The sequence below is a fragment of the Corallococcus carmarthensis genome (assembly GCF_003611695.1).
Lineage (GTDB): Bacteria > Myxococcota > Myxococcia > Myxococcales > Myxococcaceae > Corallococcus > Corallococcus carmarthensis.
The window spans coordinates 1-24,428 of sequence record NZ_RAWE01000096.1; the positions used below are offsets into that span (position 1 = coordinate 1).

Sequence of the window (24,428 nt, forward strand, 5' to 3'; positions counted from 1 at the left end):
TGAGCGTCTCGTGGGCTCGGAGATGTGTATAAGGGACAGCCGCCCCCTGCGCCGGGCACGTCGCTGGCGCCCGTGGGCCTGCGCAACCCGGTGGACCTGTCCGCGGACCACGTCACCGGCGACCGCAACCAGGCGGTGCTCACCGGCAACGTGGTGGTGAAGCACCAGACCATGGACATCCGCTGCGACAAGATGACCGGCTACTACAACGCCACCCGCCAGGTGACGCGCGTGGTGTGCGCCGGCAACGTGCGCGCCGTGGACGGCGACCGGCAGGCCCGGGGCGAGCGCGCCGACTACGACGTGCCCTCGGGCGTGCTCGTGGTGACGGGCTCCCCGGAGGCCCGCCAGGGCAACACCTACCTCACCGGCACCAAGGTGCGCCTCGTCCTGGGCAACGAGCGCCTGGAGGTGGAGAACGCCCGCATCCTCGTGGACTCCCCGTCCACCACCGCCGTCCCCGGCACCCGCAAGAAGGCCCCCGCGCCCAAGCCGGCGGGCACGACGCCATGAGCGGCGCGAAGCTGTTCGCCGAAGGGCTCCAGAAGTCCTTCCGCAAACGCCAGGTGGTGCGCGACGTGTCCTTCAACGTCGCTCCCGGTGAAGTGGTGGGCCTCTTGGGCCCCAACGGCGCCGGCAAGACCACGAGCTTCAACATGGTGGTGGGGCTGGTGACGCCGGACGCGGGCCGGGTGCGCGTGGGCGACGAGGACCTCACCCACCTGCCCATGCACCGCCGCGCCCGCCGCGGCGTGGGCTACCTGCCACAGGAGGCCTCCGTCTTCCGCAAGCTCACGGTGCGCGAGAACTTCCTCGCCGTGCTGGAGCTCCAGAAGGGGCTCACCGCCCAGGACCGCAAGCAGCGCGCGGCCACGCTCCTGGAGGAGTTCGGCCTCTCCCACGTCGCCGAGTCCTGGGGCGAGACGCTCTCCGGCGGCGAGCGGCGGCGCGCCGAAATCGCCCGCAGCCTCATCCCCGCCCCCCGCTTCATCCTCTTCGACGAGCCCTTCGCCGGTGTGGACCCCATCAACGTGGGCGACCTCCAGCGTCAGATCCACCTCCTGCGGGAGCGGGGCCTGGGCATCCTCATCACCGACCACAACGTCCAGGACACCCTGGGCATCTGCGACCGGGCCTACATCATCGCACAGGGTCAGATCCTCGAGGAGGGGACCCCCGCGCAGATCGCAGGCTCCGCCCGGGCGAGGGCCGTCTACCTGGGAGACCGGTTCCGTCTCCAGGCTCCGTGAAAAGCCGCCCTCCCCGTATGCCTCCAGATGCTCGCGGTGAAGTTGGCCCCGCTTTTGCGTCGACGTTTGAACATCAGCCGAGCAGGCGGGGGTTACGGCAACCTGTCGGATTTCCAGCGGATTTTTGACGCTGCAAATCAGAAACCACGCGCTCGGGCACTGGACGTGGCCGGGGGTCCTTGTTAGGTTGGCACGGTCCTTGATTGGAACCTCCAATCAAGTGGCACGCATGCCTTCCGGAGACGCCCCCACATGGCGATGGAACTCAAACAGAGCCTGAAGCTCGCGCAGCAGCTGGTGATGACCCCCCAGCTGCAGCAGGCCATCAAGCTCCTCCAGCTCTCACGCATGGAGCTCCTGGACCAGGTCCGCGAGGAGATGGAGCAGAACCCCCTGCTGGAGCAGCCCGAGGAGGGCATGCCCGGGGAGGTGAGCGAGAAGGAGCCTGGCGAGGCCTCGCTCGAAGCGGACAACGCGGAAATCGCGCGCGACGTGGACCTGCCGTCGGCGACGCCGGAGAACGCCCAGGAGTTCAAGGCGGACGGCGAGGGCCCCCCGGAGATTGACTGGGAGTCCTACCTCAACAGCTACCAGTTCAACGAGCCCACCACCGCCTCCAACAAGGGCAACGTGGCCACGGACGACCTGCCGTCGTTCGAAGCCAACATGGTGAAGAAGGAGGACCTGGTCGACCACCTCCAGGAGCAGCTGGGCACGCTGCGGCTCAACGAGGCCGAGCGCCGCGTGGCGGTGCTCATCCTGGGCAACCTGGACGACGACGGCTACCTCAAGCTCCCCGACATTGAAGGCGACCCGCTCATCCGCCTGTCCAACGAGGCGGACGTGCCCATGCACGTGGCCGAGCGCACCCTGCGCCGCATCCAGAACCTGGAGCCCCGGGGCTGCGGCGCGCGCGACCTGCAGGAGTGCCTGCTCATCCAGCTGCAGGCGATGAAGGACCCGAACGCGGCGCTCCTGGGCCTCATCATCAAGCGCCACATGAAGTACCTGGAGAGCAAGAACCTGCCGGCCATCGCCAAGGACCTCAAGGTCACCCTGGACGAAGTGGTCTCGGCGGCGAAGCTGCTCCCGAAGCTGGACCCGCGGCCGGGCCGCAACTTCAGCGGGGATGACGCGCAGTACATCACCCCCGACGTCTTCGTCTACAAGCTGGGGGACGAGGACTACACCGTGGTCCTCAACGACGACGGCCTGTCCAAGCTGCGCATCTCCGGCATGTACCGGAACGCGCTGAAGAACGGCGCGGTGAGCCCCGGGCAGACGAAGGAGTTCATCCAGGACAAGCTGCGCAGCGCGATGTGGCTCATCCGCTCCATCCACCAGCGGCAGCGGACCATCTACAAGGTCACTGAGAGCATCGTGAAGTTCCAGCGGGACTTCCTGGACAAGGGCATCGCGCACTTGAAGCCGCTCATCCTGCGCGACGTGGCGGAGGACATCGGCATGCACGAGTCCACCGTCAGCCGCGTCACCACGAGCAAGTACGTGCACACGCCGCAGGGCATCTTCGAGCTGAAGTACTTCTTCAACTCGTCCATCGCGCGCGTGTCCGGCGAGGACACGGCCAGCGAGGCCGTGAAGCACCACATCAAGCAGCTCGTGTCGCAGGAAGACTCGCGCAACCCGTACTCGGACCAGAAGATTGTCGAGCTGCTGCGCTCGCAGGGCACGGAGATCGCCCGCCGCACGGTGGCCAAGTACCGCGAGGTGCTGGGCATCCTCCCCAGCAGCAAGCGCAAGAAGTACTTCTGAGCCGTCCTGGCTTCGCCGGTGATTCACCGGCCCTGCACGTCAGGGCCGGTTTGGGGCATGAAGCGGTCCATGGACCCCGTGCTCCCCAATGATGTCGGTGTTCCCCACCGAGACCCCGTGCCGCTCGTCGTCCCGCCCGTCACCCTGGAGGGGACGGCGGTGCGGCTGGAGCCCCTGACCCTGGAGCACGTGCCCGCGCTCGCGGCCGTCTGCGAGCCGGACATCTTCACCCACTTCTCGCGCGTGCTGCGCACGGAGGCGGACGTCGCGGACTACGTCGCCGCCGCGCTGAAGGCGACCGCCGCGGGCACCGAGCGGCCCTTCGTCATCCGTGAGCAGGCAGGCGGCGCCGTGGTGGGCACCACGCGCTACCTGGACATCTCCCGCGAGTACCGGACGCTGGAAATTGGCTCCACGTGGCTCGCGCGGCGGGCGTGGCGCTCGCGGGTGAACACCGAGTGCAAGTACCTGCTGCTCACGCACGCCTTCGAGACGCTGGGCGTGATGCGCGTGCAGCTCAAGACGGACCGCCGCAACGTCCGCTCACGTGCGGCGATCGAGCGGCTGGGCGCTTCCTTCGAAGGCATCCTGCGCAACCACATGCTGGTGCGCGGCGGCGTGGTGCGGGACAGCGCGTACTACGGGTTCATCGACACGGAGTGGCCCGGCGTGAAGGCGCGGCTCGAAGGACTGCTGGCGCGGGAGTGATAGGGTGCCGCCCGCCATGACCTTTCCCGCTCCGAGCCCGCGTCGAACCGTGTCCCGTCTCACCGTCCTGGGAGCGCTCGTGGCGCTCACCGGCTGTGGCGGGGGCGAGACGCAGGTGATGTCGCTGGCGGAGATGGCGGACCGCTCGCTGACCTTCGCGCTGGCGGACGTGGACGACGCGGAGACGCCGGACGCGCAGGGCGCGCACCGCTTCACCGTCAGCTATTCGGTGACGCAGGACGGCCCGTGCTCGCGCTTCGCGGACGACGTCACGGCCACCTTCAACGGCGAGCCCATGACGCTGGTGCCGGGCGGCGCGTCGGACGTGGGCGGGCGCTCGGAGGCCTGCGAGAACAGCCGCGTCTACTTCAACTTCGACCCGTCCGCCTGGGGCCGCGAGCCGCTGGAGGACATCGTCGTGCAGCTGCAGGACGCCTCCAGCACCGTGCGCCTGGTGGTGAAGAACGCCAAGGCCAAGCGCAAGTTCACGTTCCAGGGGGAAGGCACCCCGGACAAGCTGCGCGTGGGGCAGTCGTACGCCTTCCTCTGGGAGCCCTCGACGGAGGTGCCCGGTCCCGTGGAGGCGCTGCTGCTGCGCGAAGGGGGCAGGGCGCCCGGCGTGCTCTCCGTCACGCAGGACGGCGCCAGGGCCACCGTCGCCATCCCCGCGGGCACCCCGCAGGCGAACCACACCCTGACGCTGGGCGCGGACCTGGCCGCCACCGTGGGCGAGTGCACGGGCGTGGCGTCGTGCTCCGGCGCCATCTACCACTCGCAGGACTTCGTGCTCGCCGTGGTGCCCTGAGGCTCACGGGCCGCCAGGCGGAGGCATGTTGCTGGCTTGAGGACCACGCACGCGGTGTGGGGGAGACCGGACCGGAAAATGAGGCCCGGGTCGGAATCCCCACCCCGTGCCATGCAGCGGACACAAGACGTGTCCTCTGGCGGTCGCTTGCGCGAGCGCGAGCCGTGAACGGGAAGTTCCAACCTGGGGGGCCGGGTTGCTTTCGGCGTGGGCTCCGTTTCTGATCTGTCACGGAGCTTACCTCTCTCCCTAGGAGGCGGCCACGCATGCAGCTCAACATCACCTTCCGTCAGTTCGGAGCGTCGGATTCCCTGAAGGAGTACGCCCGTGAAAAGGTCGATCGGGTGAACCGACTGCTGGACCGGGCTGGTGAAGCCCACGTGGTGCTGTCGTTGGAGCGGCACCTGCATCACGCGGACATCACCATCCACTCCGGCGCCTGGATCCTCCGGGGGCGTGAGAAGAGCGATGACATGTACGCGTCCATCGACCTGGCGATGGACAAGATCGAACGCCAGCTGCGGCGCTACCGCGACAAGCTGAAGTCGCACCACGGCAAGGAGAAGGTCCACCACCGCCAGGACCTGGTGCGGGTGCGCCACGACGTCTTCGAGGTCCACGAGGAGGGGGCCGCCGAGGCAGCGCCGCCCGCCACCCAGGCCGCGCCCGCCGTGTCCGCCCAGGAGCAGGTGGCCGAGTCGGGCGTCGCCCGGCTGGTGCGCACCACGCATCTGGCCATCCAGTCGCTGTCGGTGGACGACGCCGTGATGCAGATGAACTTGATGAACAACGACTTCTACGTGTTCCAGAACCAGCAGTCCCAGGCGCTGTCCATCGTCTACCGCCGCAAGGAGGGGGGGTTCGGCCTGATTGAGCCGCACCTGCCCGACGCGCCGGTGGCCGCCACCGGCACCTGACGGACGTCCAGGGGACCGGGTCCTGGGGCTTTCCAAAGCCCGGGGCCCGGGGCCGGGGCTTGGGCCCGGCTGACGCGCAGTGAGCGAAGCGCCTGCCACCGCCCAGGCGACCCTTGCGCGAATCCAGTGTGAGGAGTAATTGCCGGCCGAGGAATCATTGCCGGCCCGGAGCGCCAGTGCGGGAGCGCCATTGAGAATCGCCGATTTCCTCAGCCCCCAGGCGGTCGTCGCGGACATGCAGTCCCGCACGAAGGCGGAGGTGCTGCGCGAGCTGAGTGCCACGTTGGCCCGGGCGCATCCGAATCTGCGCGAGGACCGGCTGGTGGCGGTGCTCCAGGAACGCGAGAAGCTGGGCAGCACGGGCATTGGCGAGGGCGTGGCCATTCCGCACGGCAAGCTGGCGGGCATGGACAGCCTCCAGGCGGCCTTCTGCGTGTCGCGCGCGGGGGTGGACTTCGAGTCCATTGACGGCAAGCCCACGCATCTCTTCTTCGCGCTGGTGGCGCCGGAGAACAGCGCGGGGGTGCACCTGAAGGCCCTGGCGCGCATCTCGCGCCTGTTCAAGAACCCGCGCTTCCGCGCGGCCATCCTGGAAGCGCCCACGGCCGCGGACATCCACGCCCTCATCGTCCAGGAAGACGCTCGGCCCTGAGGGCCTGACAGGAGACGCCCCACATGGACGTCGTCCTGCGTCCCATCAACGACCGCTTCTTCCACGAGCAGGTGCTGCCCTTCTTCGCGCGCGCGATGGGGGATGCCTCCGGCGCGCTGGAAGCCCTCTCCAACCACCTGGGGGACGCGCAGGCGTTCACCCTCTGCCAGCGGCTGGCCTCGTCGGCGTTGCCGGGGGGCGTGGGGTCGGTGGATTCGGACGGGTGGATGGACCTGGTGGACCGGCTGGTGTTCCAGCCCTGGCGCGAGGCGCCCGGCGGCTGGGAGGTGGGCGGGGCACCCGGCGGCTACGCGGATGAATGGGACGAGGCGCTGAACCTGGCGCTGATGGTGGAGGACCCGGCCTACCCCTACTGGGACACGAAGGCGGCGCGCACGGTGCGCGACAACTTCCGCCGCCGTCCCCCGGGCGAGCAGGGGCTGGCGTCGCTGCTGGCCGGGCAGTGGGACCCCTTCCCGGAGTTCCCGCCGGACCGCGTCTTCGTCACGCAGGGCCGGGGCGAGTACGCGGTGCGTGAGCGCTTCGCCTTCGCGGACTGGGCCTGGCGCCCGGCGAAGACGGTGTTGCACTGGCAGGTGAACCTGCCGCGCAAGCTGGAGCGGCTGCTGACGCGCGAGCAGGAGCGCATGAAGCTGCCGGTGCTGCCGGAGCGCGACGAGGTGCTGGGCTACTGGACGGGCCGGCTGCCCCAGCCGCCGCCGCTGTCCGTGCTCTTCTCCGGCCTGGGCCCGAACGCGGCCACGTGGATCCGCGAGCTGGGCGCGCTCTCGTTGCACCTGCGTGGCGCCGCGCAGACGAAGCAGGGCCTGGCCGCGCTGGTGACGCGCGGGACCACCGTGCGGCTGTAAACGGGCCGGGCCTGCTGCTCGGGCTGGCCGAGGGAGACGGCGCCTTCCGGGTTTCCTCGTTCCGTCGTTCCAGGCAATGATCCGGGGCCATGCTCCGCCTCCTCTCCTCAGTGGGCCCCGTGCTCCTCGTCTCCGCCGCGGTGCTGACGGGCGGCTGTTCCTCCTCGAAGAAGGCGACGGAGGCTCCGCGCACGGACCACGCTTCGCTCTACGGAGCGGACGCGGCCTACGCGGTGGGCGTCACGCAGTCGCTGACGTACGAGGACGCGGTCCGTCACCGCACGCTGAAGCCGCTGGTCTGGTACCCGGTGGCGCCCGGCACGCCGATGGACAACCGTGCGCCGTCGGACCTGTTCAAGCCCTTCTACGGCGCGAAGGACGCCCCGCTTTCGGACGCGCGGGAGCGCTGGCCGGTGGTGCTGCTGTCGCACGGGAGCGGGGGCTCGTTGATGGACCTGTCCTGGTTCGGTTCGAACCTGGCGGCCCATGGCTTCGTCGTCGTGGCGGTGAACCACCCGGGCAACACCTACGGCGACACGAGCCCGGAGGGCTTCGCGCGTGCGTACGAGCGCCCGCAGGACTTCACGGTCATCCTGGACCACCTGCTGAAGGACCCGAAGTGGGGGCCGCGCGTGGATCCGGAGCGCATCGGCGCGTCGGGGCATTCCATGGGCGGCTACACGGCGCTGGCGCTGGTGGGGCTGAACCTGAACCTGGAGTGGATTGAAAAGCGCTGCAAGACGCCGGGCACCCGCGAGGAGATTGGCTGCGAGGGCCTGCGCGACGTGGACTACGGCCGCATCGACATGAAGCAGTCGCGCGCGTCGTATCTGGATCCGCGCGTGAAGGCCGCGTTCGCGATGGCGCCGGGCATGGCCGCTTCGTTCGAGGCGCGGGACACCGCCGACGTCCAGAAGCCCGTGGAGCTGGTGCTGGCGAAGGGCGACGAGCTGATGCCGCACGAAGGGCACGGCATGCACCTGTCAGGGCTGCTGCCAGCGACGACCACGACGACGGTGGTCCTGGACGACGCGGGCCACTTCACCTTCCTGCCCGAGTGCTACCCGAAGGGCTTCGACGTCATCGCGATGCTGTGCAAGGACCCGGTGGCCGGGACGCGCCCCGCATCGCATGCGCGCACGAACGCGGAAGGCGTGGCGTTCTTCCGCCGCACGCTGGACGTGCGTTAGGCCGGAGCCGCGGCCTTCGGCGGGCTCTCCAGGAGGATGGTGACGGGCCCGTCGTTGACGAGCGCGACCTTCATGTCCGCGGCGAAGATGCCGGTGCCCACGGTGAGGCCGCGCTGGCGCAGGGCTTCGCAGGCGCGCTCGTAGAGGGCCTTGGCGGCGACGGGCTCCATCGCGTCGATGAAGCTGGGCCGGCGGCCCTTGCGCGCGTCGCCGTAGAGGGTGAACTGGCTGACGACGATGAGGTGCTTGGAGGTGTCCTCCAGCGACAGGTTCATCTTGCCGTCGGCGTCCTCGAAGATGCGCAGCGTGGCCAGCTTCTCCACCATCCACGTCAGGTCCGCGTCGGTGTCGCCCTTGCCCACGCCCAGGAGCACGAGCAGGCCCGGGCCCATCTCGCTCACGCGCTGGCTGTCCACCGTCACCGACGCTTCCAGGACCCGCTGCACCACGGCCTTCATGGTTCACTCCCTTTTCGTCCCTGCTTCCTGCCAGGGACGCCCGGGGCCTTCAAGTCACCGGCCCTCATGGCGTGGATCCATCGCGTCGCGCAGCGCATCGCCCAACAGGTTGAAGCCCAGCACGGTGAGCGCCAGCGCGATGCCGGGGAACAGGGCCACGTGCGGCGCCACCAGCAGGTACTGCGTCCCCTGGTCCACCAACGCACCCCACGACGGCGTGCCCGGAGGAACGCCCAGTCCCAGGAAGCTCAGGGACGCCTCCGCGACGATGGCACCCGGCAGCGCGAACGTCGCCTGCACGAGCAGCGGCCCCGCCGCGTTGGGCAGCAGGTGCCGCACGAGGATGCGGCCCGGTCCACTGCCCAGGGCCCGAGCGGCCTGCACGTAATCGCGCTCGCGCAGGGTGAGCACCTGTCCGCGCGTCAGCCGCGCGTAGCCCGTCCACCCGGTGAAGGAGAGCGCGAACACGACGTTGGCGAGGCTGGGGCCCAGCACGGCGGTGATGAACAGCGCCAGCAGGATGCCGGGGAAGGCGAGCAGCACGTCCACCAGCCGCATCAGCGCTTCGTCCACGAGCCCGCCCGCGTAGCCCGCGATGCCGCCCAGCGTGATGCCCACCGCGGCGGACAGCACCACGGCGAAGAAGGACACCTCCAGCGACACGCGCGCGCCGTACAGCACGTGGGTGAGCACGTCGATGCCGTTCTCTCCCGTGCCCAGCAGGTGACCGGACGTCGGGGGCGACAACTCACGCGTGAGGTCGATGGCGTCCGGCGAGTGGGGGCTGAGCCACGGCGCGAACAGCGCGGTGAACACCCAGACGCACGCCACGGCGAGTCCGAACCGGGCCCCCCACGACTGGAGCCGGAAGCGGTGGGCCGCGCTCATGAGCGCCTCCGCACGCGCGGGTCAACCCACGAATAGGCCATGTCGGTGAGCGTGTTGACCAGGACGTAGCAGAAGGTGAAGAGGAGCACCGTGGCGCGCACGGTGTTGTAGTCGCGCTTCTCGATGGCGGTGAGCAGCAGCGTGCCCATGCCCGGCCACGCGAACACCTTCTCCGTCACGATGGCGCCGCCCAGCAGCGCGCCGAACTCCAGGCCCAGCACGGTCACCAGCGGCAGCAGCGCGTTGCGGAACGCGTGCTTCCACAGCACCACGCGGGGAGACAGGCCCTTGGCCCGGGCCACCGTGACGTAGTCCTCGCGCAGCGCTTCGAGCATCGTCGCGCGCGTCATGCGGGCCAGGAACGCGGCCAGCGCGGTGCCCAGCGTGAACGCGGGCAGCACCAGGTGCCGCCACGACTCCGCGCCCGATACAGGCAGCCAGTCCAGCTTCAGCGCGAACAGGATGATCAGCACCGGCCCCAACCAGAAGCGGGGCAGGGCGACCCCCGCCACGGACACACCCATCGCCGCCGCATCCACCGGAGTCCCACGCCGCGCCGCCGCCATCACGCCCAGGGGCAGCGCCAGCACCAGGGACACGGCCATCGCCGCCACCGTGAGCAGCAGCGTGTACGGAAGCGCCGCGCCCAGGGCCGGAAGCACCTTGCGCTGGAATGGAGGCAGCGACGTGCGCAACTCCCCGGTGGCCAGGTCGCGAGCGAACGTCCAGAGCTGCGCGTACCACGGAAGATCCAACCCCACGGCCTGCCGCAGCGCCGCGCGGTCCACCTGCGTCGCCTGTTCCCCCAACATCACGTCCACCGGATCCCCCGGCACGAGGTGAAGGAACAGCGACACGAGCAGCAACGCGCCCACCATCGCGATGAGCGCGGACACCAGCCGCCGGCTCATGGAGTGCCTCCACGCTCGGGCATCACTTCCCGTGCCTTCGCCAGAGGCAGCAGCAATCCATGCGCGCTGGGCTCGAAGTCCGCGAGCCGGGACGACACCACCGCGACGCTCGCCTCATGCCACAGCGGGATGACCGGCAGCACCGCGTCCAGCTCCCGCTGCGCCTCCGCATACAACGTCCTCCGTTCCTCTCGCGGCGCCTGCGTCGCCGCGTCCAGCACGCGGTCCAGCGCCGGGTCCTTCAGCGCGCCCCGGTTGAACCCGCCCCAGTGATTCTCCGGCCCGGGGACGTTCGCGGAATGGAACGCGCCTCGGAGCAGGTCCGGCTCCATCACGGCGGCCCACTTCAACGTGAACAGCTCGAAGCGCCCCCGGCGCACGTCCTCGAAGAACGTCCCGAACTCCAGCGCCCGCACCTCCACCGCCACACCGCCCTTCGCCAACTGCTCCTTGAGCACCAGCGCCACCGCGCGCCGGAAGCGGTCCGTGCTCGTCTTGAACGTGAAGGACAAACGCGGCTTTCCCCCAGGCCCATCCGGATCCGGATACCCCGCCGCGTCCAGCAACCGGGCCGCTTCCTCCGGCGCGTAGCCGCATCCCTGCGTGGCCGTGAAGGCCCAGTGCTCGCGAGGCAGCATGCTGGACGCAGGCTCCGCCAGCCCGTGCAGCTTGTGCTCCACCAGCGGGCGCACGTCGATGAGGTGACACAGCGCCTGGCGCACGCGCACGTCCGCGAGCGGCCCCTCGCGCAGGTTGATCCCCAGATAGGTGAAGCCCGTGCCCGGCTTCGTCACCACGCGCAGGTGGGGCGCCTCCCGGAGCGCGGGCAGCACCGCCGGGGACACGCCGTTCACCACCAGATCCGCCCGGCCCTTGAGCAGCTCCAGCACCCGCGTCGTCTCGTCCCGCACCACCCGGAACGTCAGCCGCGACACGGCGGGCTTGCCCCCATGCCAGCCCTCGAAGGGCACCAGCGTCAGGTGCTCCTCGTCCGGCCAGGACTCGAACCGGAACGGGCCCGCGCCCACGGGGTGCTCGGCCTGCGCCTCGATGCCTTGGGGCCCCGCGCGCTCGGCGGGGAGGATGGCCGCGGACAGCTCCGCGAGCAGCGGCGCATAGGGCCGCTTCAGGTGGAAGCGCACCGTGCGGGCATCCACCACCTCCACGCGCTCCACCGGTTCGTACCGCTCGCGCTTGGGGCTGCCCAGCTTCGGATCCCGCAGGCTGTCGAAGGTGGCCTTCACGTCCTCGGCGGTGAGGTCGCTTCCGTCGTGGAAGGTGAGCCCCGGGCGGAGCACGAACTCCACCTCCGTGGGCGAGACCTCCCGGAAGGACTCCGCCAGCTGGGGCACTGGCCGGCTCGAGTCATCGAAGGTGAGGAGCCCCGGGCTGATGAGCTGCGCCAGCCGCTGTCCATGGGCCGTGAGGGCGAAGCGATCGTCCAGGCTGTCCGGTGGGGCCTCCAACAACACCGTGATGCCCGCCGGTGGCGCCGGGGCTCGGCAGCCGGAGTCAAGCACCAGCGTCAGCGCGAGAAAGAACACCCGGACGGCACGGGAGGGCAGGGGAGGCATGGCGTCTGTCACGGGGTGGATGTCAGGCGGAGCGTCCATGCTGCGACAGCCTTCTTCTTGTTTCCAGGAAGCAGGCAGGCGGGCAGGGTGGCAGCGGCCGAGCATCCACCCCCCACCCTTGCCGCCCCTTTCGTCCCTTCTTCATAATGGAACGCGACTTCCCCGGAGCGTGCGTGCAGGTTTTTCGAACCAGACCCTTCTGGGCAGCGACCGCCATTGCCTTGTGGCTTCCTTCCGCCACGCTGGCTGCGTCGCCGTCCGCCGACAAAAAGGCTGAACGCGAGGCGTTGAAGAACGCCCTCGTGCAGGTGATGCAACGCACCGCGCTCAAGAGCAGCCGCGTCGGCGTGCACATGCAGAGCCTGGACGACGGCTCCGTGGTGTTCAGCCACAACGCGGACGAGCTGCTCAACCCCGCCTCCAACGTGAAGCTCATCACGTCCTCGGCGGCGCTCGTCGCCCTGGGGCCGGAGTTCCGCTACGAGACGGAGTTCCTCGTCGAGCAGGAGATGCCCGCCGACGGCAAGGTCAAGACGCTCTATGTGCGCGGCAAGGGTGACCCCACCATCACCACCGAGCGCCTCTACGGCATGACCTCCGAGCTGCTCCACGCGGGCCTCAAGGAGGTGCAGGACATCGTCGTGGACGATTCCTGGTTCGACGCCGAGCGCACCCCGCCCGGCTACGACCAGGAGGACTCCGACCGCGCGTACATGGCGCCCACCGGCGCGGTGAGCCTCAACTGGAACGCGGTCGCCGTCTACGTGCGCTCCGCCCCCGGCGGCAAGGCCGTGGTGGACATGGAGCCGCCCAGCGACTTCTTCATCGTGGACAACACCGTCACCAGCGGCGCCGGCCGCGCGCGGCGCGTGTCCGTGAAGTCCGACGCGTACGGCGACAAGCAGAAGATCGTCGTCAAGGGCCAGGTCCCCGACGAGCGCGGCGCCGTGAGCGTCTGGAAGAAGATCGACAACCCGCCTCTGTACTTCGGCGGGTCGCTCAAGCAGCTGCTCGTGTCGCGCGGCGTGAAGGTGAAGGGCAAGGTGAAGCTGGGCCTGACGCCGTCGCGCGCGAAGGTCGTGCACGTGTCCCAGTCCGACACGTTCGACATCGTCCTCAAGCGCCTCAACAAGCTGTCCAGCAACTTCGTCGCGGAGACGCTCCTCAAGACGATGGGCGCGGAGCTGCGCGGCGCGCCGGGCTCGTTCGCCAAGGGCATTGACGTGGTGGAGGAGTTCCTGGACCGCGACGTGGGCATCCCGCGCGGCACCTACGTGATGAAGAACGGCAGCGGTCTCAACGACGCCAACCGCTTCTCCACCGCGCAGGTGGACCGGCTGCTGCGCCACATGTACGAGCGCTTCCCGCTGGCCCCGGAGTACCTGTCCTCGCTGGGCATCGCCGGCAAGGACGGCACGCTCAAGTACCGCTTCGACGGCACGGACGCCGTGGGCCGGCTGCGCGCCAAGACGGGCACCCTGGAAGGCGTCTCCGCGCTCAGCGGCTACGTGCAGTCCGCGGGCGGAGAGAAGTTCTCCTTCTCCATCATGGTCAACGACTACGCGGGCCGCGCCGGTCCCGTCGTCGCGGGCATGGACGCCCTGGGCGCCGCCGTGGCCGCCACCGGCTCCACGCTGGGGCCGGGCAACGCGCTGGCCTCCCTCAATGAAGGCCAGAAGGCACAGGGCGGTCTGCCGGACATCGCCAACCGCGTGAAGACCTACCTGGAGCTGGGCAAGCAGCGCGATCAACGCAACATCGGCTTCCTGCGCACCGCGTGGCGCAGCGAGCGCGACCCCGCCGTGCGCGCCGTGCTGGCGGAGAGCCTCTACCAGTCCAACCCGCACGACTACCTGGGCACGCGCACGCTCCTGGACAGCTACTCCGCCACGGATGACGTCTACGGCCGCCTGCGCCAGGTGGCTCACGCCCTGTCGGTGGGCGTGCCCGGCGTGGGCAGCATGGTGGAGCTCGCGTCGGGCGGAAACACGGAGGCCCTGGCCCGCGTGCTGGAGCTGTGCCGCGCGGCCGGCGTCGCCCAGGACGCCCTGGCGCAGGAGGAACTGGTGGATGGCCTGGGTGAAGTGGCCCGCACGGCCCCGGAGGAACTGGTGGCTTCCTTGCGCGCCGCCAGCCCCGCCGAGCGCGACGCGACCGTGCCGCTCCTGGCCCAGGGACTGTTGAAGGCCGGCGACACCACCCACCCGTTCTGGAAGTCCCTGCGCAAGCTGGGCTCCGGCGGGACGGATGCGCAGCTCGTCGCCTTCGCCAAGGGGCTGGACTCCACGCTCACCACGAAGACGGCCGAGGCCCGGACCTCCCAGCGCGCCCAGCCCGTCCAGGTGGTCGCGCCCGGGTCCGCCACGCCCAACGTCGTTCCCGCCTCCGGCGTCCTCCGCCCGGGCGGGTAGTCTCCTTCCGCTGCCTCCCGCCGCCCGGACGCGCACCGTCCGGGCGGCGTGACTCTCCGCCGGCTCCCGGCATCTCCCAACACCCTGGAATCCTTGAGGCTTTCCGTCTGGAGAGCAGGCGGACGTGCGTCCCGACCGCCGCTGGCCGGTTTCTGGCCGGGGGAATGTCAGTGGTGGATGCTATGGGCTGAAGGACCTGTCGGGGCGTGTAGCCCCGCGGGTTGTGCCGGGCCCTTGGTGGGCCGGGTTTCGGGAGGAAACATGGCTGGAGGCGTGAACAAGGTCATTCTCATCGGCAACCTCGGGGCGGACCCCGAAGTGCGCTTCACCCCGGGCGGTCAGGCCGTGGCGAACTTCCGCATCGCGACGAGCGAGAGCTGGAACGACAAGAACGGCCAGAAGCAGGAGCGCACCGAGTGGCACCGCATCGTCGTCTGGGGAAAGCTCGCGGAGCTGTGCGGCGAGTACCTCAAGAAGGGACGGCAGTGCTTCGTCGAAGGCCGTCTGCAGACGCGCGAGTGGATGGATAAGGAGAACAAGAAGAACTACACCACCGAGGTCGTCGCCACCTCCGTCACCTTCCTCGGCGGCCGTGACGCCGGTGAGGGCTACAGCGGCGGCGCTGGCGCGGGCGGTGGACGCCGGCAGCAGCAGGGCAACGGCGGCGGCTACCCCCAGGGGCGTGACGACTACGGCCAGCCGCCCCCCATGGGCATGGACGACGGTGGCGGCATGGGTGGTGGCAACCACGGCGGCGCGGCGGACGAAGACATCCCGTTCTGACGCCCTGGGGCCCTCCCCCTGAAAAGCGAACCGGCCGCTCCTGGACGTCAGGGGCGGCCGGTCGTGTTTTCGAAGGAGCGCCGCTGAAAGGGCGCTCCGGCTTCAACGCCTGCTTCAGCCGACGTCCAGGCCCGCCGGGCCGTACGCCGCGCCCGCCGTGTAGAGGGCGTAGATGGCGCCCCAGGACATGGCCAGCAGAATGAGGAAGATGAGGATGGAGACGGGCTCGAAGCGGCGCATGGAGCGGTCGCTCGCGAAGATGCCCCAGCCCATGGCGAAGGTCTGCAGGCCGTTGGCCAGGTGGTACGCGGTGCCCAGCGTGCCCAGCAGGTAGACCATCAGCGTGGGACCGTGGAAGCGCATCTCCCGCGCGATGTCCGCGAAGGGCTCCGCGTGGCCCTCCACCAGGCGCGGGTGCAGGAAGGCCAGCCAGATGTGGGCGCCCAGGAACGCGAGCACGCCCAGGCCCGCCACGCGCTGCACGATGTACTTGAGGTTGCCGTAGTTGTTGTACGCGAGGTTGTTCGGCTTGATGGTGAACACGCGCACCAGGCCCCACGCGGCGTGGATGAGCAGGGGCAGCATGACGATGATGAACGTGAACGCCTGGGCGAACGGGTTCGCGTACTCCGTCACCGACTTTTCCCAGGCCGTCGCGCCGTAGAAGGCGGACAGGTTGTCCCACAGATGGTTGATGACCCAGAAGCTCAGGGGCACCACGGCGAGGAATGAGCCCAGCCGCGACTTCAACAGGGGATTGCGGTCGGTGAGGGCTTCGGCGGTGGCTTGGGTGCTCATCGAGTCTCCAGCGGGGCGCGCGGATGGGTGGGGTGGAGGACCCCCGCGAGCCCAAGTCAGGGCCTGGGTGATACGGCCAACGGGCGGTTTATAGCCGTTCCGTCACGCCGGCTGGATTTCTTCCGCATCTGTCCGTGCCAGCCGCAAGACACCGACTCATAAGCCCGGGCGATGCCAGCCCCCCGCCCTGACTGCTGGCCGCCAGGCGGGCGTCCCGTCCCTGTCCCTCTTCCGTTGGCGGGCGCGACCGGGTGGGGCACGCTAACCAGCCCTATGCCCGATGAGCTCGTCAGTGGATTGTTGAAGGCCTCGGACCTGCGCCTGGTCCTGGCCACCACCGGGGCCCTGTCCCGCCAGGCCCGCGCCGCGCACCAGAGCATGCCGGCCTCCGCCGCCCTCCTGTCCCAGGGCCTCACCGCCGCCGCCCTCATGGGCGCGCTCCGCAAGGGCACGGACTCCCGGATCAACCTGCAACTGGAGTGCGACGGCCCCCTGCGCGGCCTGTTCGTGGACGGCGACGCGAACGGCGTCGTGCGCGGCTACGTGAAGAACACCCTGGTGGAGTACGTGGGGACGGAGGGCAGCTACCACTGGCGCCCGGTGCTGGGGAACCACGGCTTCCTGTCCGTGCTGCGCGACCAGGGCGGCGGCGAGTACTACCGCTCGTCCGTGGAGCTGGAGCACTTCGACCTGGTGGCGGACCTGGAGCGCTACTTCCACCAGTCGGATCAGGTGCCCTCGCACCTGATGATGACGCAGCTGCCCGGCGTGGTGGACGGCCAGGAGGACGCGCTCGGCACCGTGGTGGGCCTGCTCGTGCAGCCCCTGCCCAACGGGGACCGGGACGCGTTCAAGGCGCTGGGCACCCGGCTCAAGGCGCAGTTCCATGCGGCCGTGCAGGCGCACGCGCAGGACGGGGCGCTCACACTGCTGCGCTCGCTGGTGCCGGAGGCGGACCTGGAGGTGATGTCGCGCTATCCGCTGCGCTTCACCTGTTCGTGCAGCCGCGACCGCGTGAAGCTCGCGCTGCTCGCCATGGGCCGCGAGGAGCTCCAGGACCTGCTGGAGAAGGAAGGCCAGGCGGAGGCCACCTGCCAGTTCTGCACGACGCGCTATGTCATCCCCGGCGCGGAGATCCAGCAGATGCTCACGGAGGGCAGCGCCTGACGGAGTCCCCAGGGACGGGGGTGCTGTTTTGAAGACAGACATCCTCCCTGCGCCGCGGGGAGGTTTCAGCGCTTCACATCGTCCCAAGAAGCAGGCGCGGCGGTTGTGGCGGGGTCGCGGTGCTCGGGATATGACAGGGCCGCCGCACCTCACCCGGAGCTTTCGCCGTGGCCATCAAGCGGGCAGCGCCGCCGAAGTCCCAGGACCAGCGCAACCCTTCCCCGAAGCCTGCCGTGCCCTCCGCCGCCCAGAAGGAAGGGGCGGAGAAGCTCGTCTCCATTCCCAATGACCTGGTGCTGGCGCCGCAAGTCGAAGCGCCGCGCCAACCCACCGGCCGCGACCAGTCCCGGCAGAAGTCCACCGGCGTCGTGGAGCTGTCGTGGGCGGAGTTCGACCGCAAGGTGCAGAAGCTGGCGCGCACCATCCGCCAGTCGTGGGAGCCGCAGGCCGTGGTGGGCGTGGCCCACGGCGGCGTGTTCGTGGGCGGGGCGCTCGCGGGCGCGCTCGGCTGCGAGTTCTTCCCCGTGCGCATCAGCCGCCGCAGCCGCGACAAGGCCGAGCGCACCCAGGAGCGCGGCCAGCCCCAGGTGAGCGGGGAGATGCCCCCGGAGCTCAAGGGCCGCCGCGTGCTCATCGTGGACGACATCGCGTCCAGCGGGGACACGCTGGAGCTGGCCACGGCGCTCGCGAAGAAGGTGGGCGCGAAGGAGATCCGCACCGCGTGCCTGATTGCGCGGCCGGAGGGCTTCACGCCGGACCACGTAGGGCTGTCCACGGACTCGCTCTTCGTCTTCCCGTGGGACTACGAGCCCGTGATGGGCGACGCGCACTTCGACGACGACCCGGACAAGGCCGGAGCCTGAGGCCAGCGGAAGGGCGCTGACGCGGCGATGATCATCGGGACGGCGGGGCACATCGACCACGGCAAGACGTCCCTCGTGAAGGCGCTGACGGGCACGGACACCGACCGGCTCCCGGAGGAGAAGCGGCGCGGCATCACCCTGGAGCTGGGCTTCGCCCACCTGCCCCTGGCGGATGGCCAGGTGGCGGGCGTGGTGGACGTGCCCGGCCACGAACGCTTCGTGAAGGCCATGGCCGCGGGCGCGGGCGGCGTGGACCTGGCGGTGCTGGTGGTGGCCGCCGATGAAGGCGTCATGCCCCAGACGCGCGAGCACCTGGACATCTGCCGCCTGCTCGGCGTGAAGGCGGGCGTCATCGCGCTCACCAAGGCGGACCTGCTGGACACCCTGGGTGACGACTGGCGCGCGCTGGTGGAGGCGGACCTCGCGGCGCTCACCGCTGGCACCTTCCTGGAAGACGCGCCCGTGGTGGCGGTGTCGTCGCGCACGGGCGCGGGGCTGCCGGAGCTGAAGGCGGCGCTCGGCCGCGCGGGCGCGGCGCTGCCACGGCGGCCCTCCGAAGGCCCCGTGTTCCTCCCCGTGGACCGGGCCTTCACCATCAAGGGCTTCGGCACGGTGGTGACGGGCACGCTCCTGTCCGGCGCGCTGGCGGTGGACGACGCGGTGTCGCTGCTTCCCTCGGTGACCGGCGCGCGTCCGGGCCCGTTTCGCGTCCGGGGCGTGCAGGTGCACGGGCAGCCGGTGGCGCGCGTGGAGGCGGGGCAGCGCGCGGCGGTGAACGTGACGGACGTGCAGACGGAGGACGTGCACCGGGGCATGGTGCTCACGCGCGCGGGCGAGCTGCCGGAGACGTCCATGCTGGACGTGGAGCTGACGCTGCTGCCCGCCGCGGAATCTCCGCTGCCCAAGCGCCGCAAGCTGCTCCTGCACCTGGGCACCGCGCAGGTGGAGGCCACGGTGGCGCTGCTGGACCTGGACTCGCTCGCGCCGGGGGAGACGGGGCTCGCGCAGCTGCGGCTGGAGTCGCCGGTGGGGGCGCTCGTCGGACAGCGCTTCATCCTGCGAGGCTCGCGCGCGCTGCCGGGACGGGGCGCCACGGTGGCCGGGGGGCGCGTGCTCTCCATCACGCCGCCGCGCCGGCGCCGGGGCGCGTCCTCGGTGGTGCGGCCGCTCTTGGAGGCGGACGCGGCGGGGCAGGTGGCGTGGCTCCTCCGGCAGGCGGGCTACGCGGGGCTCACGCAGACGGAGCTGTTCGGCCGCTCGGGGCTGTCGCCCAAGGTGCTCGCGCGCACGCTGGAGCTTCTGGGCGCGAAGGGGCAGGTGTTGCTGGTGGACCGCGACAAGCGGCTCTATGTGTCGCAGGACGTGTTCGAGGGCCTGCGCCAGCGCTCGCTCGCGCTGCTCGCCGCGTTCCACGAACGTGAGCCCATGCGCGAGGGCCTGTCACGCGAGGAGCTCCGTCAGCGGCTCTCCTCTCAACTGGACGCTCGCCTGTTCCAGCGGGTGGTGCAGGCGCTGGTCGACTCCGGCAGCGTGGAGGCGGAGAAGGACCTGGTGCGCCTTCAGGGCCGGGGTCGTACGCTCACGCTGGGCGACGAGGCCGCGCGCACGCGCCTGTCCGCGGAGCTGTCCGCGGCGGGGCTCGCGCCGCCCACCGTCACGGAGCTGGCGCAGAAGCTGCGGCTTGGGCCCGTGAAGCTGCAGGAGCTGTTGAAGGTGCTGGTGGCGGCGGGCACGGGCGTGCGGGTGAGCGAGGAGCTGTGCTTCGACGCGAGCGCGCTGGAGGACCTGCGGGGACGGCTGGTGACGTTCCTGAAGGACCAGAAGGAGATCACCACGCAGGGCTTCAAGGAACTGGTGGGCCAGAGCCGCAAGTTCACCATCCCCCTGTCGGAGTACTTCGACCGGGAGAAGGTCACGTTGAGGGTGGGGGACAAACGGGTGCTGCGTCGCGGATGAGTCCCAAGGTCTACAGTGAGCACGAGCTGTGCGCCCTGGTGGAGCCCTTCGCCCAGCCCATGCTGGTGCTGGCGGGAGAGGGGCGCGTCCGGGTGGCGAATGCCGCGTACGCGCGGCTGCTGGGGCTGCCCATGGAGCAGGTGGTGGGCCGCTCCTTCCTGGACTTCGTGCAGCCGGAGGAGCGCAGCCGGATGGGGGACCGCTTCCAGCGTTTGTCCACGGGCGCGCCGCTGGATGGACGCCCGCAGCTCTACCGGGTGGCCAGTGTCCACGGCACGGCGGACGAGGTCTTCGTGCAGGCCAGCACCCTGCGGCTGGAGGGCGGGGGCTTCGGCCTGCTGCTCAGCTGTATGGTGCTGGCGGACCGCCCCAGGGAGCTGATGGTGGCGGAGCGGCTGGTGGACACGTCCGCGGGGCTGGTGTCCGCGCGCTCGGAGGAGGGCGTGCGGCGCGTGGCGCTGGCGGGCCTGGAGGCCGCGGGCTTCCGGGCGCGCATCCTGCGCTGGGACGGCACGCGGCTGGTGGTGCGCGACGGCGTGTCCCTGCCGGCGGATTCGCACCTGGCGCTGGAGGCGCTGTCGGACGGGCGGCCGGTGTTCGGCGGCGCGGATCAGGCGCAGCCCACGCACGCGTACCTGCCGGTGGGCGGGCCTCAGTCGGAAGTGCTGTGGGTGGCCGGCCCTTGGGTGGCGCCCCGGCACGGCTCGGTGCTGACGCTGTTCGCGAAGGTGGTGGGCGCGGCGCTCGCGGACGCCCACCTCCAGGCGGACGGCGCTCGCAGCCGCTGGGAGGTGGAGTCGGTGGCGGAGATGGCGCGCTTCGTGGCGCAGCCCGTGCCCCCTCCGCCCGAGACCTTCCTGGCGCGCGTGGCGGAGTTGCTCCAGGCCCGCGCGGTGGCGCTGCACGTCACCTCCGAACCCGGCCAGGCTCCCCGGCTCTCCGCCCACGTGGGGCTGGAGGAGGGGAGTGACTCGGACGCGGTCCCTGCCACCGGCGTGCTGCTGGCCTCGTCGCTGCGGGAGGACGGGGGCGTGCTGTCGTCGGAGGCGCAGGGGCGCGCGCTGGAGACGCTGTCCCAGGGCCGCTTCGGCAGCGGGACGGCGGCGCGGCTCACCCGGGGCGGTGAGAGCGTGGGCGTGGTGCAGGCGCTGCGCGCGAAGGAGCGCCCCTTCGACGAGCGCGACGCGCGGCTCTTGTCCACGCTCGCGGAGCTGCTGGTGACGCTCCTGGAACAGCGCCGCCTCCGGGCGGAGTCCGCGCGCCAGCTCACGGAGACGCGCCTGTTGCTGGACCTGTCGCGCACCACGTCGGGCGTGCTGGAGACGGCGAGCATCCTGGACGTCGCGTCCGACTTCCTGGTGCACCTGTTGGACGTGTCCAACTGCTTCATCCTGCTCTACGACGAACAGGCCAAGGTGCTGCGCGGCGCGGCGGCATCGGCGGCCCACCGCGACCTGTTCCGCACGGTGGTCGTGCCGCTCGACAGCGAGGACCTGGCCGCGCGCGTGGCCCTGGGGCGCAAGCCCATCGCTGTCGAAGACCTGACGTCGGCGAACATCTCCGTCAGCGCCGTGCTCATCGACCGGCTGGGCGAGAAGGCCCTGCTGGGCCTGCCCCTCACCTCGCGCGAGGAGCTCATCGGCGTGGTGCTGGTGGACGACGTGCGCGGCCCGCGCCCCTTCGGCCCGGAGCTCATCGAGCTGGCGGAGGCGACGTGCGGCCAGCTGGCGCTGTCCATCGCCAACGCGCGCCTCTACGAATCCCTGTGGGCCAGCTACGCGGAGCTGGCCGCCACCCGCGCGGAGATGGTGAAGCGTGAACGCTTCGCCGCGCTGGGCGAGCTGTCCGCCATCGTCGCCCACGAGGTGCGCAACCCCCTGGGCGTCATCTTCAACGCGGTGGCCACGCTCCGGCGCATCATGAGTCCCACGGGCGACACCGCGATGTTGCTGGACATCGTCGCGGAAGAAAGCGACCGCCTCAACCGGATGGTGGCCGACCTGCTGGACTTCACCCGCCCGCGCAACCCGGTGCTCCAGCCGGAGGACCTGCTGCGCGTGCTCCAGGACGCCTTCGAAGCCGCGCGGGCGCAGGCCGCCACGGAGCGCCCGGTGCGCGTCCACGTGGAGGTGGAAAACGGCATCACCACGGTCCCCATGGACCGGCGGCAGATCCGCCAGGCCCTGTTCAACGTGGCCGTCAACGCCATCCAGTCCATGCCGCAGGGGGGCGAGGTCTGGGTGCATGCGCGCCGGGACACGCACGCCGGACGCGAACAGCTGCGCATCGACGTGATGGACCAGGGACCGGGCATCCCGGCCGAACTGCTCCACCGCGTCTTCGAACCCTTCTTCACCACCAAGGCCCAGGGCACCGGCCTGGGGCTGGCGGTGGTGAAGCGCATCCTGGAGGAGCACCGCGGCGAAATCGCGGTGGAGAGCGCCCCCGGACGCGGAACCACCTTCACCTTCTGGCTGCCGCTCACGCAGCCCCAGTCCCTCTCATGACCGACGCGACCACCCCGGTTCCCCGAGGACGCATCCTCGTGGTGGACGACCAATGCAACATGCGCGCCACCACCGCGCTGCTCCTGCGCGCGGAGGGCTATACCGTTTCCGAATCCGCGACCGGCGAGGAGGCCCTGGGCGTGCTCGCGCAGGGGCGCGTGGACCTGCTCCTCACGGACCTGAAGATGGAGCCCATGGACGGGCTCACGCTGCTCAAGCGCGCGCTGGAGGTCGCCCCGCGCCTCCAGGTCATCATGATGACGGCCTTCGGCTCCATCGACAGCGCGGTGGAGGCCATGCGCCTGGGCGCGTACGACTACGTCACCAAGCCCTTCAAGGAAGGCGAGCTGCGCTACCGCGTGGAGCGCGCCCTGGACCGGGCCAAGCTCCAGGCGGCGGTGGCCAACTTCGCCACGGAGTTCAACCAGCGCCATGGTCTGTCCGCGCTGGTGGGCCGCAGCCAGGCGATGCGGGACCTCACCACGCGCCTCTTGCGCGTCGCGCAGAGCGACGCCACCGTCCTCATCCAGGGCGAGAGCGGCACGGGCAAGGAGCTGGTGGCCCGCGCCCTCCACGCGCACAGCCGCCGCAGCGGCCAGCCCTTCGTGCCCGTCAACTGCGCGGCCATCAGCGAAACGCTGCTGGAGAGCGAGCTCTTCGGCCACGCCAAGGGTGCCTTCACCGGCGCGGTGAAGACGCGCCGCGGCCTCTTCGAGGAAGCGGACAACGGCACGCTCTTCATCGACGAGGTGACGGAGACGAGCCCCACCTTCCAGTCCAAGCTCCTGCGCACGCTCCAGGACGGCGAGGTGCGCCGCGTGGGCGAGTCCACCGCGCTGCGCGTGGACGTGCGCATCGCCGCGGCCACCAACCGCGACATCGAGCTGGAGGTGAAGGAGAAGCGCTTCCGCCAGGACCTCTACTACCGCCTCAACGTGGTGATGCTGCGCGTGCCCCCGCTGCGCGAGCGCCTGGAGGACGTGCCCGCCCTGGCGGAGCACTTCCTGGAGCGCGCCAATGCCCGCAGCCCCCGGCCCCGGCGCCTGTCCGCGCTCGCCGTGGAGCACCTGATGACGTACAGCTTCCCCGGCAACGTGCGCGAGCTGGAGAACCTGGTGGAGCAGGCCGCCGCGCTGGCGGAGGCGGACGAACTGCTCCCCGAGGACTTCCCGCTGCGCCCCCAGGGCCGCGTGCTCCCGGCCGCCACCACCCCTGAAGCCGCGGGCCTGCCACCCACGGACGCGGTCCGAGCCACGGGGACGGAAGCCACGGGCCCCACCCTGGCGTCGGTGGTGGAAGACGCGGAGCGCCGCGCTATCATCCAGGCGCTGGAGCGCCACGGCGTGGACCTGGCCCGCGTGGCCGATGAGCTGGGCGTCTCCTCCACCACGCTGTGGCGGAAGATGAAGCGCCTGAACCTCCGGCCCCCCGCGGGCGCTCGCGAATAGCCTGCCAGCGGACTTCACCCTGCCTCCCGGTACGAGTTCAGATCCGAAATCACCCCCGTTCACGGATGAAAAAACCAACCTCCTGAATTCGTTGGGTGTTTTCATCCCTGAAACGCGATTTCAGGGCTGCAATGGGGAAGGGTGGGGGTTGGAGTGTCGCCCTGTCGTCCAAGTGCTTGAGAACTCTAGAGTTTCGTCCCGTACGGGCTCTGGCACGGCACCTGCTAAAGGCTAGGTCGGGACGCATCGAAGCGAGGCTGAAAGTGGTTCCCCCCCACCCTTTCAGCACTTCCGGTGTGTCACCTTGAGAAGACCCGCGGCCCGACACCCTCACGGGTGCCGGGCCGCCTTCTTTTCCGCTTCCCGCATCGTCCGCCGCCTTGAAGCCGCCCCGCATGACGCGGCGCGGAACCATTTCACTTCTGCAATGCGCCCACGGCCATGACGCCGTGAGCCACGCTTTGCCCCGCAACGACAACGCCCGCCAGGGCCAGGGGCCG

The 24,428-nt window shown here is 70.4% G+C and carries 21 protein-coding genes; 16 read left to right on the forward strand and 5 right to left on the reverse strand.

Translation table 11 applies throughout. The features are described 5' to 3' along the window. Positions 1–24: 24 nt before the first annotated feature. The 9 genes from D7X32_RS23940 to D7X32_RS23980 all read left to right on the forward strand — a co-directional run bounded on the left by D7X32_RS23940 (position 25) and on the right by D7X32_RS23980 (position 8,164). Entirely contained in the window at positions 25–513 is a 489-nt protein-coding gene (locus D7X32_RS23940) for an LptA/OstA family protein (protein ID WP_244239152.1), read from the forward strand. After that, positions 510–1,250, forward strand: a complete 741-nt coding sequence (gene lptB / locus D7X32_RS23945; RefSeq protein WP_120594083.1) for an LPS export ABC transporter ATP-binding protein — start codon at positions 510–512, stop codon at positions 1,248–1,250. The genes D7X32_RS23940 and lptB overlap by 4 nt, the downstream gene beginning before the upstream one ends. A gap of 252 nt (positions 1,251–1,502) precedes the next feature. After that, on the forward strand, positions 1,503–3,023 hold the full coding sequence (gene rpoN / locus D7X32_RS23950; RefSeq protein WP_120576832.1) for an RNA polymerase factor sigma-54: 1,521 nt from the start codon (positions 1,503–1,505) through the stop codon (positions 3,021–3,023). A gap of 69 nt (positions 3,024–3,092) precedes the next feature. Next, positions 3,093–3,731, forward strand: a complete 639-nt coding sequence (locus tag D7X32_RS23955) for a GNAT family N-acetyltransferase (protein ID WP_120604895.1) — start codon at positions 3,093–3,095, stop codon at positions 3,729–3,731. A 49-nt stretch (positions 3,732–3,780) separates the two neighbouring features. Then, entirely contained in the window at positions 3,781–4,536 is a 756-nt protein-coding gene (locus D7X32_RS23960; protein ID WP_120604896.1) for a hypothetical protein, read from the forward strand. 266 nt (positions 4,537–4,802) lie between these two features. Next, a complete protein-coding gene (hpf, locus tag D7X32_RS23965) occupies positions 4,803–5,453 on the forward strand; it encodes a ribosome hibernation-promoting factor, HPF/YfiA family (RefSeq protein WP_120604897.1) in 651 nt (216 codons plus the stop codon). Positions 5,454–5,643: 190 nt separating this feature from the next. Continuing rightward, the gene (locus D7X32_RS23970; RefSeq protein ID WP_120604898.1) at positions 5,644–6,105 is read left to right on the forward strand and encodes a PTS sugar transporter subunit IIA; all 462 of its coding nucleotides are present in this window, start codon (positions 5,644–5,646) and stop codon (positions 6,103–6,105) included. 23 nt (positions 6,106–6,128) lie between these two features. Continuing rightward, the gene (locus D7X32_RS23975; protein WP_120604899.1) at positions 6,129–6,974 is read left to right on the forward strand and encodes a hypothetical protein; all 846 of its coding nucleotides are present in this window, start codon (positions 6,129–6,131) and stop codon (positions 6,972–6,974) included. A gap of 89 nt (positions 6,975–7,063) precedes the next feature. After that, positions 7,064–8,164, forward strand: coding sequence for an alpha/beta hydrolase family protein (locus tag D7X32_RS23980; protein ID WP_120604900.1), 1,101 nt, complete (start codon positions 7,064–7,066; stop codon positions 8,162–8,164). Here D7X32_RS23980 and dtd read toward each other — a convergent pair. From dtd to D7X32_RS24000, 4 genes are read right to left on the reverse strand one after another with little or no spacing between them, the layout of a single operon-like run. After that, positions 8,161–8,622, reverse strand: coding sequence for a D-aminoacyl-tRNA deacylase (gene dtd / locus D7X32_RS23985; protein ID WP_120604901.1), 462 nt, complete (start codon positions 8,620–8,622; stop codon positions 8,161–8,163). The genes D7X32_RS23980 and dtd overlap by 4 nt on opposite strands. A gap of 54 nt (positions 8,623–8,676) precedes the next feature. Then, positions 8,677–9,510, reverse strand: coding sequence for an ABC transporter permease (locus D7X32_RS23990; RefSeq protein ID WP_120604902.1), 834 nt, complete (start codon positions 9,508–9,510; stop codon positions 8,677–8,679). Next, on the reverse strand, positions 9,507–10,421 hold the full coding sequence (locus D7X32_RS23995) for an ABC transporter permease (protein WP_120604903.1): 915 nt from the start codon (positions 10,419–10,421) through the stop codon (positions 9,507–9,509). Before D7X32_RS23995 ends, D7X32_RS23990 begins: the two co-directional genes overlap by 4 nt. Then, complete coding sequence (locus D7X32_RS24000; protein ID WP_120604904.1) at positions 10,418–12,034, reverse strand: ABC transporter substrate-binding protein; 1,617 nt, start codon at positions 12,032–12,034, stop codon at positions 10,418–10,420. The genes D7X32_RS23995 and D7X32_RS24000 overlap by 4 nt, the downstream gene beginning before the upstream one ends. A 134-nt stretch (positions 12,035–12,168) precedes the next feature. On the opposite strand from D7X32_RS24000, the gene dacB reads away from it, so the two are divergent. Both dacB and D7X32_RS24010 read left to right on the forward strand, forming a co-directional pair. Beyond that, a complete protein-coding gene (dacB, locus tag D7X32_RS24005) occupies positions 12,169–14,406 on the forward strand; it encodes a D-alanyl-D-alanine carboxypeptidase/D-alanyl-D-alanine endopeptidase (RefSeq protein ID WP_120604905.1) in 2,238 nt (745 codons plus the stop codon). Positions 14,407–14,667: 261 nt separating this feature from the next. Continuing rightward, on the forward strand, positions 14,668–15,189 hold the full coding sequence (locus D7X32_RS24010) for a single-stranded DNA-binding protein (protein WP_120604906.1): 522 nt from the start codon (positions 14,668–14,670) through the stop codon (positions 15,187–15,189). Between the two features lie 114 nt (positions 15,190–15,303). Here D7X32_RS24010 and D7X32_RS24015 read toward each other — a convergent pair whose 3' ends face one another. Then, positions 15,304–15,987 carry a succinate dehydrogenase/fumarate reductase transmembrane subunit gene (locus tag D7X32_RS24015; protein ID WP_120604907.1) on the reverse strand — a complete coding sequence of 228 codons (684 nt, stop codon included), beginning with the start codon at positions 15,985–15,987 and terminating at the stop codon, positions 15,304–15,306. A gap of 273 nt (positions 15,988–16,260) precedes the next feature. On the opposite strand from D7X32_RS24015, the gene D7X32_RS24020 reads away from it, so the two are divergent. From D7X32_RS24020 to D7X32_RS24040, 5 genes are all read left to right on the forward strand, one after another. Further along, positions 16,261–17,154, forward strand: a complete 894-nt coding sequence (locus D7X32_RS24020) for an Hsp33 family molecular chaperone HslO (RefSeq protein WP_120604908.1) — start codon at positions 16,261–16,263, stop codon at positions 17,152–17,154. Between the two features lie 167 nt (positions 17,155–17,321). Further along, positions 17,322–18,017 (forward strand): phosphoribosyltransferase, encoded by a 696-nt coding sequence (locus D7X32_RS24025; RefSeq protein WP_120604909.1) that lies wholly within the window; start codon positions 17,322–17,324, stop codon positions 18,015–18,017. A gap of 27 nt (positions 18,018–18,044) precedes the next feature. Beyond that, a complete protein-coding gene (selB, locus tag D7X32_RS24030) occupies positions 18,045–19,973 on the forward strand; it encodes a selenocysteine-specific translation elongation factor (RefSeq protein ID WP_120604910.1) in 1,929 nt (642 codons plus the stop codon). Then, positions 19,970–22,480 carry an ATP-binding protein gene (locus D7X32_RS24035; RefSeq protein ID WP_120604911.1) on the forward strand — a complete coding sequence of 837 codons (2,511 nt, stop codon included), beginning with the start codon at positions 19,970–19,972 and terminating at the stop codon, positions 22,478–22,480. Before selB ends, D7X32_RS24035 begins: the two co-directional genes overlap by 4 nt. After that, on the forward strand, positions 22,477–23,928 hold the full coding sequence (locus D7X32_RS24040) for a sigma-54-dependent transcriptional regulator (RefSeq protein WP_120604912.1): 1,452 nt from the start codon (positions 22,477–22,479) through the stop codon (positions 23,926–23,928). The genes D7X32_RS24035 and D7X32_RS24040 overlap by 4 nt, the downstream gene beginning before the upstream one ends. Positions 23,929–24,428 lie beyond the last annotated feature (500 nt).

Excerpts from the sequence above, each read along its gene's own strand:
- lptB (WP_120594083.1), top strand. The coding sequence starts at position 510 with ATGAGCGGCGCGAAGCTGTTCGCCGAAGGGCTCCAGAAGTCCTTCCGC.
- rpoN (WP_120576832.1), top strand. The coding sequence starts at position 1,503 with ATGGCGATGGAACTCAAACAGAGCCTGAAGCTCGCGCAGCAGCTGGTG.
- D7X32_RS23955 (WP_120604895.1), top strand. The coding sequence starts at position 3,093 with ATGGACCCCGTGCTCCCCAATGATGTCGGTGTTCCCCACCGAGACCCC.
- hpf (WP_120604897.1), top strand. The coding sequence starts at position 4,803 with ATGCAGCTCAACATCACCTTCCGTCAGTTCGGAGCGTCGGATTCCCTG.
- D7X32_RS23975 (WP_120604899.1), top strand. The coding sequence starts at position 6,129 with ATGGACGTCGTCCTGCGTCCCATCAACGACCGCTTCTTCCACGAGCAG.
- D7X32_RS23980 (WP_120604900.1), top strand. The coding sequence starts at position 7,064 with ATGCTCCGCCTCCTCTCCTCAGTGGGCCCCGTGCTCCTCGTCTCCGCC.
- dtd (WP_120604901.1), bottom strand. The coding sequence starts at position 8,622 with ATGAAGGCCGTGGTGCAGCGGGTCCTGGAAGCGTCGGTGACGGTGGAC.
- D7X32_RS23990 (WP_120604902.1), bottom strand. The coding sequence starts at position 9,510 with ATGAGCGCGGCCCACCGCTTCCGGCTCCAGTCGTGGGGGGCCCGGTTC.
- D7X32_RS23995 (WP_120604903.1), bottom strand. The coding sequence starts at position 10,421 with ATGAGCCGGCGGCTGGTGTCCGCGCTCATCGCGATGGTGGGCGCGTTG.
- D7X32_RS24000 (WP_120604904.1), bottom strand. The coding sequence starts at position 12,034 with ATGGACGCTCCGCCTGACATCCACCCCGTGACAGACGCCATGCCTCCC.
- D7X32_RS24010 (WP_120604906.1), top strand. The coding sequence starts at position 14,668 with ATGGCTGGAGGCGTGAACAAGGTCATTCTCATCGGCAACCTCGGGGCG.
- D7X32_RS24015 (WP_120604907.1), bottom strand. The coding sequence starts at position 15,987 with ATGAGCACCCAAGCCACCGCCGAAGCCCTCACCGACCGCAATCCCCTG.
- D7X32_RS24020 (WP_120604908.1), top strand. The coding sequence starts at position 16,261 with ATGCCCGATGAGCTCGTCAGTGGATTGTTGAAGGCCTCGGACCTGCGC.
- selB (WP_120604910.1), top strand. The coding sequence starts at position 18,045 with ATGATCATCGGGACGGCGGGGCACATCGACCACGGCAAGACGTCCCTC.
- D7X32_RS24035 (WP_120604911.1), top strand. The coding sequence starts at position 19,970 with ATGAGTCCCAAGGTCTACAGTGAGCACGAGCTGTGCGCCCTGGTGGAG.
- D7X32_RS24040 (WP_120604912.1), top strand. The coding sequence starts at position 22,477 with ATGACCGACGCGACCACCCCGGTTCCCCGAGGACGCATCCTCGTGGTG.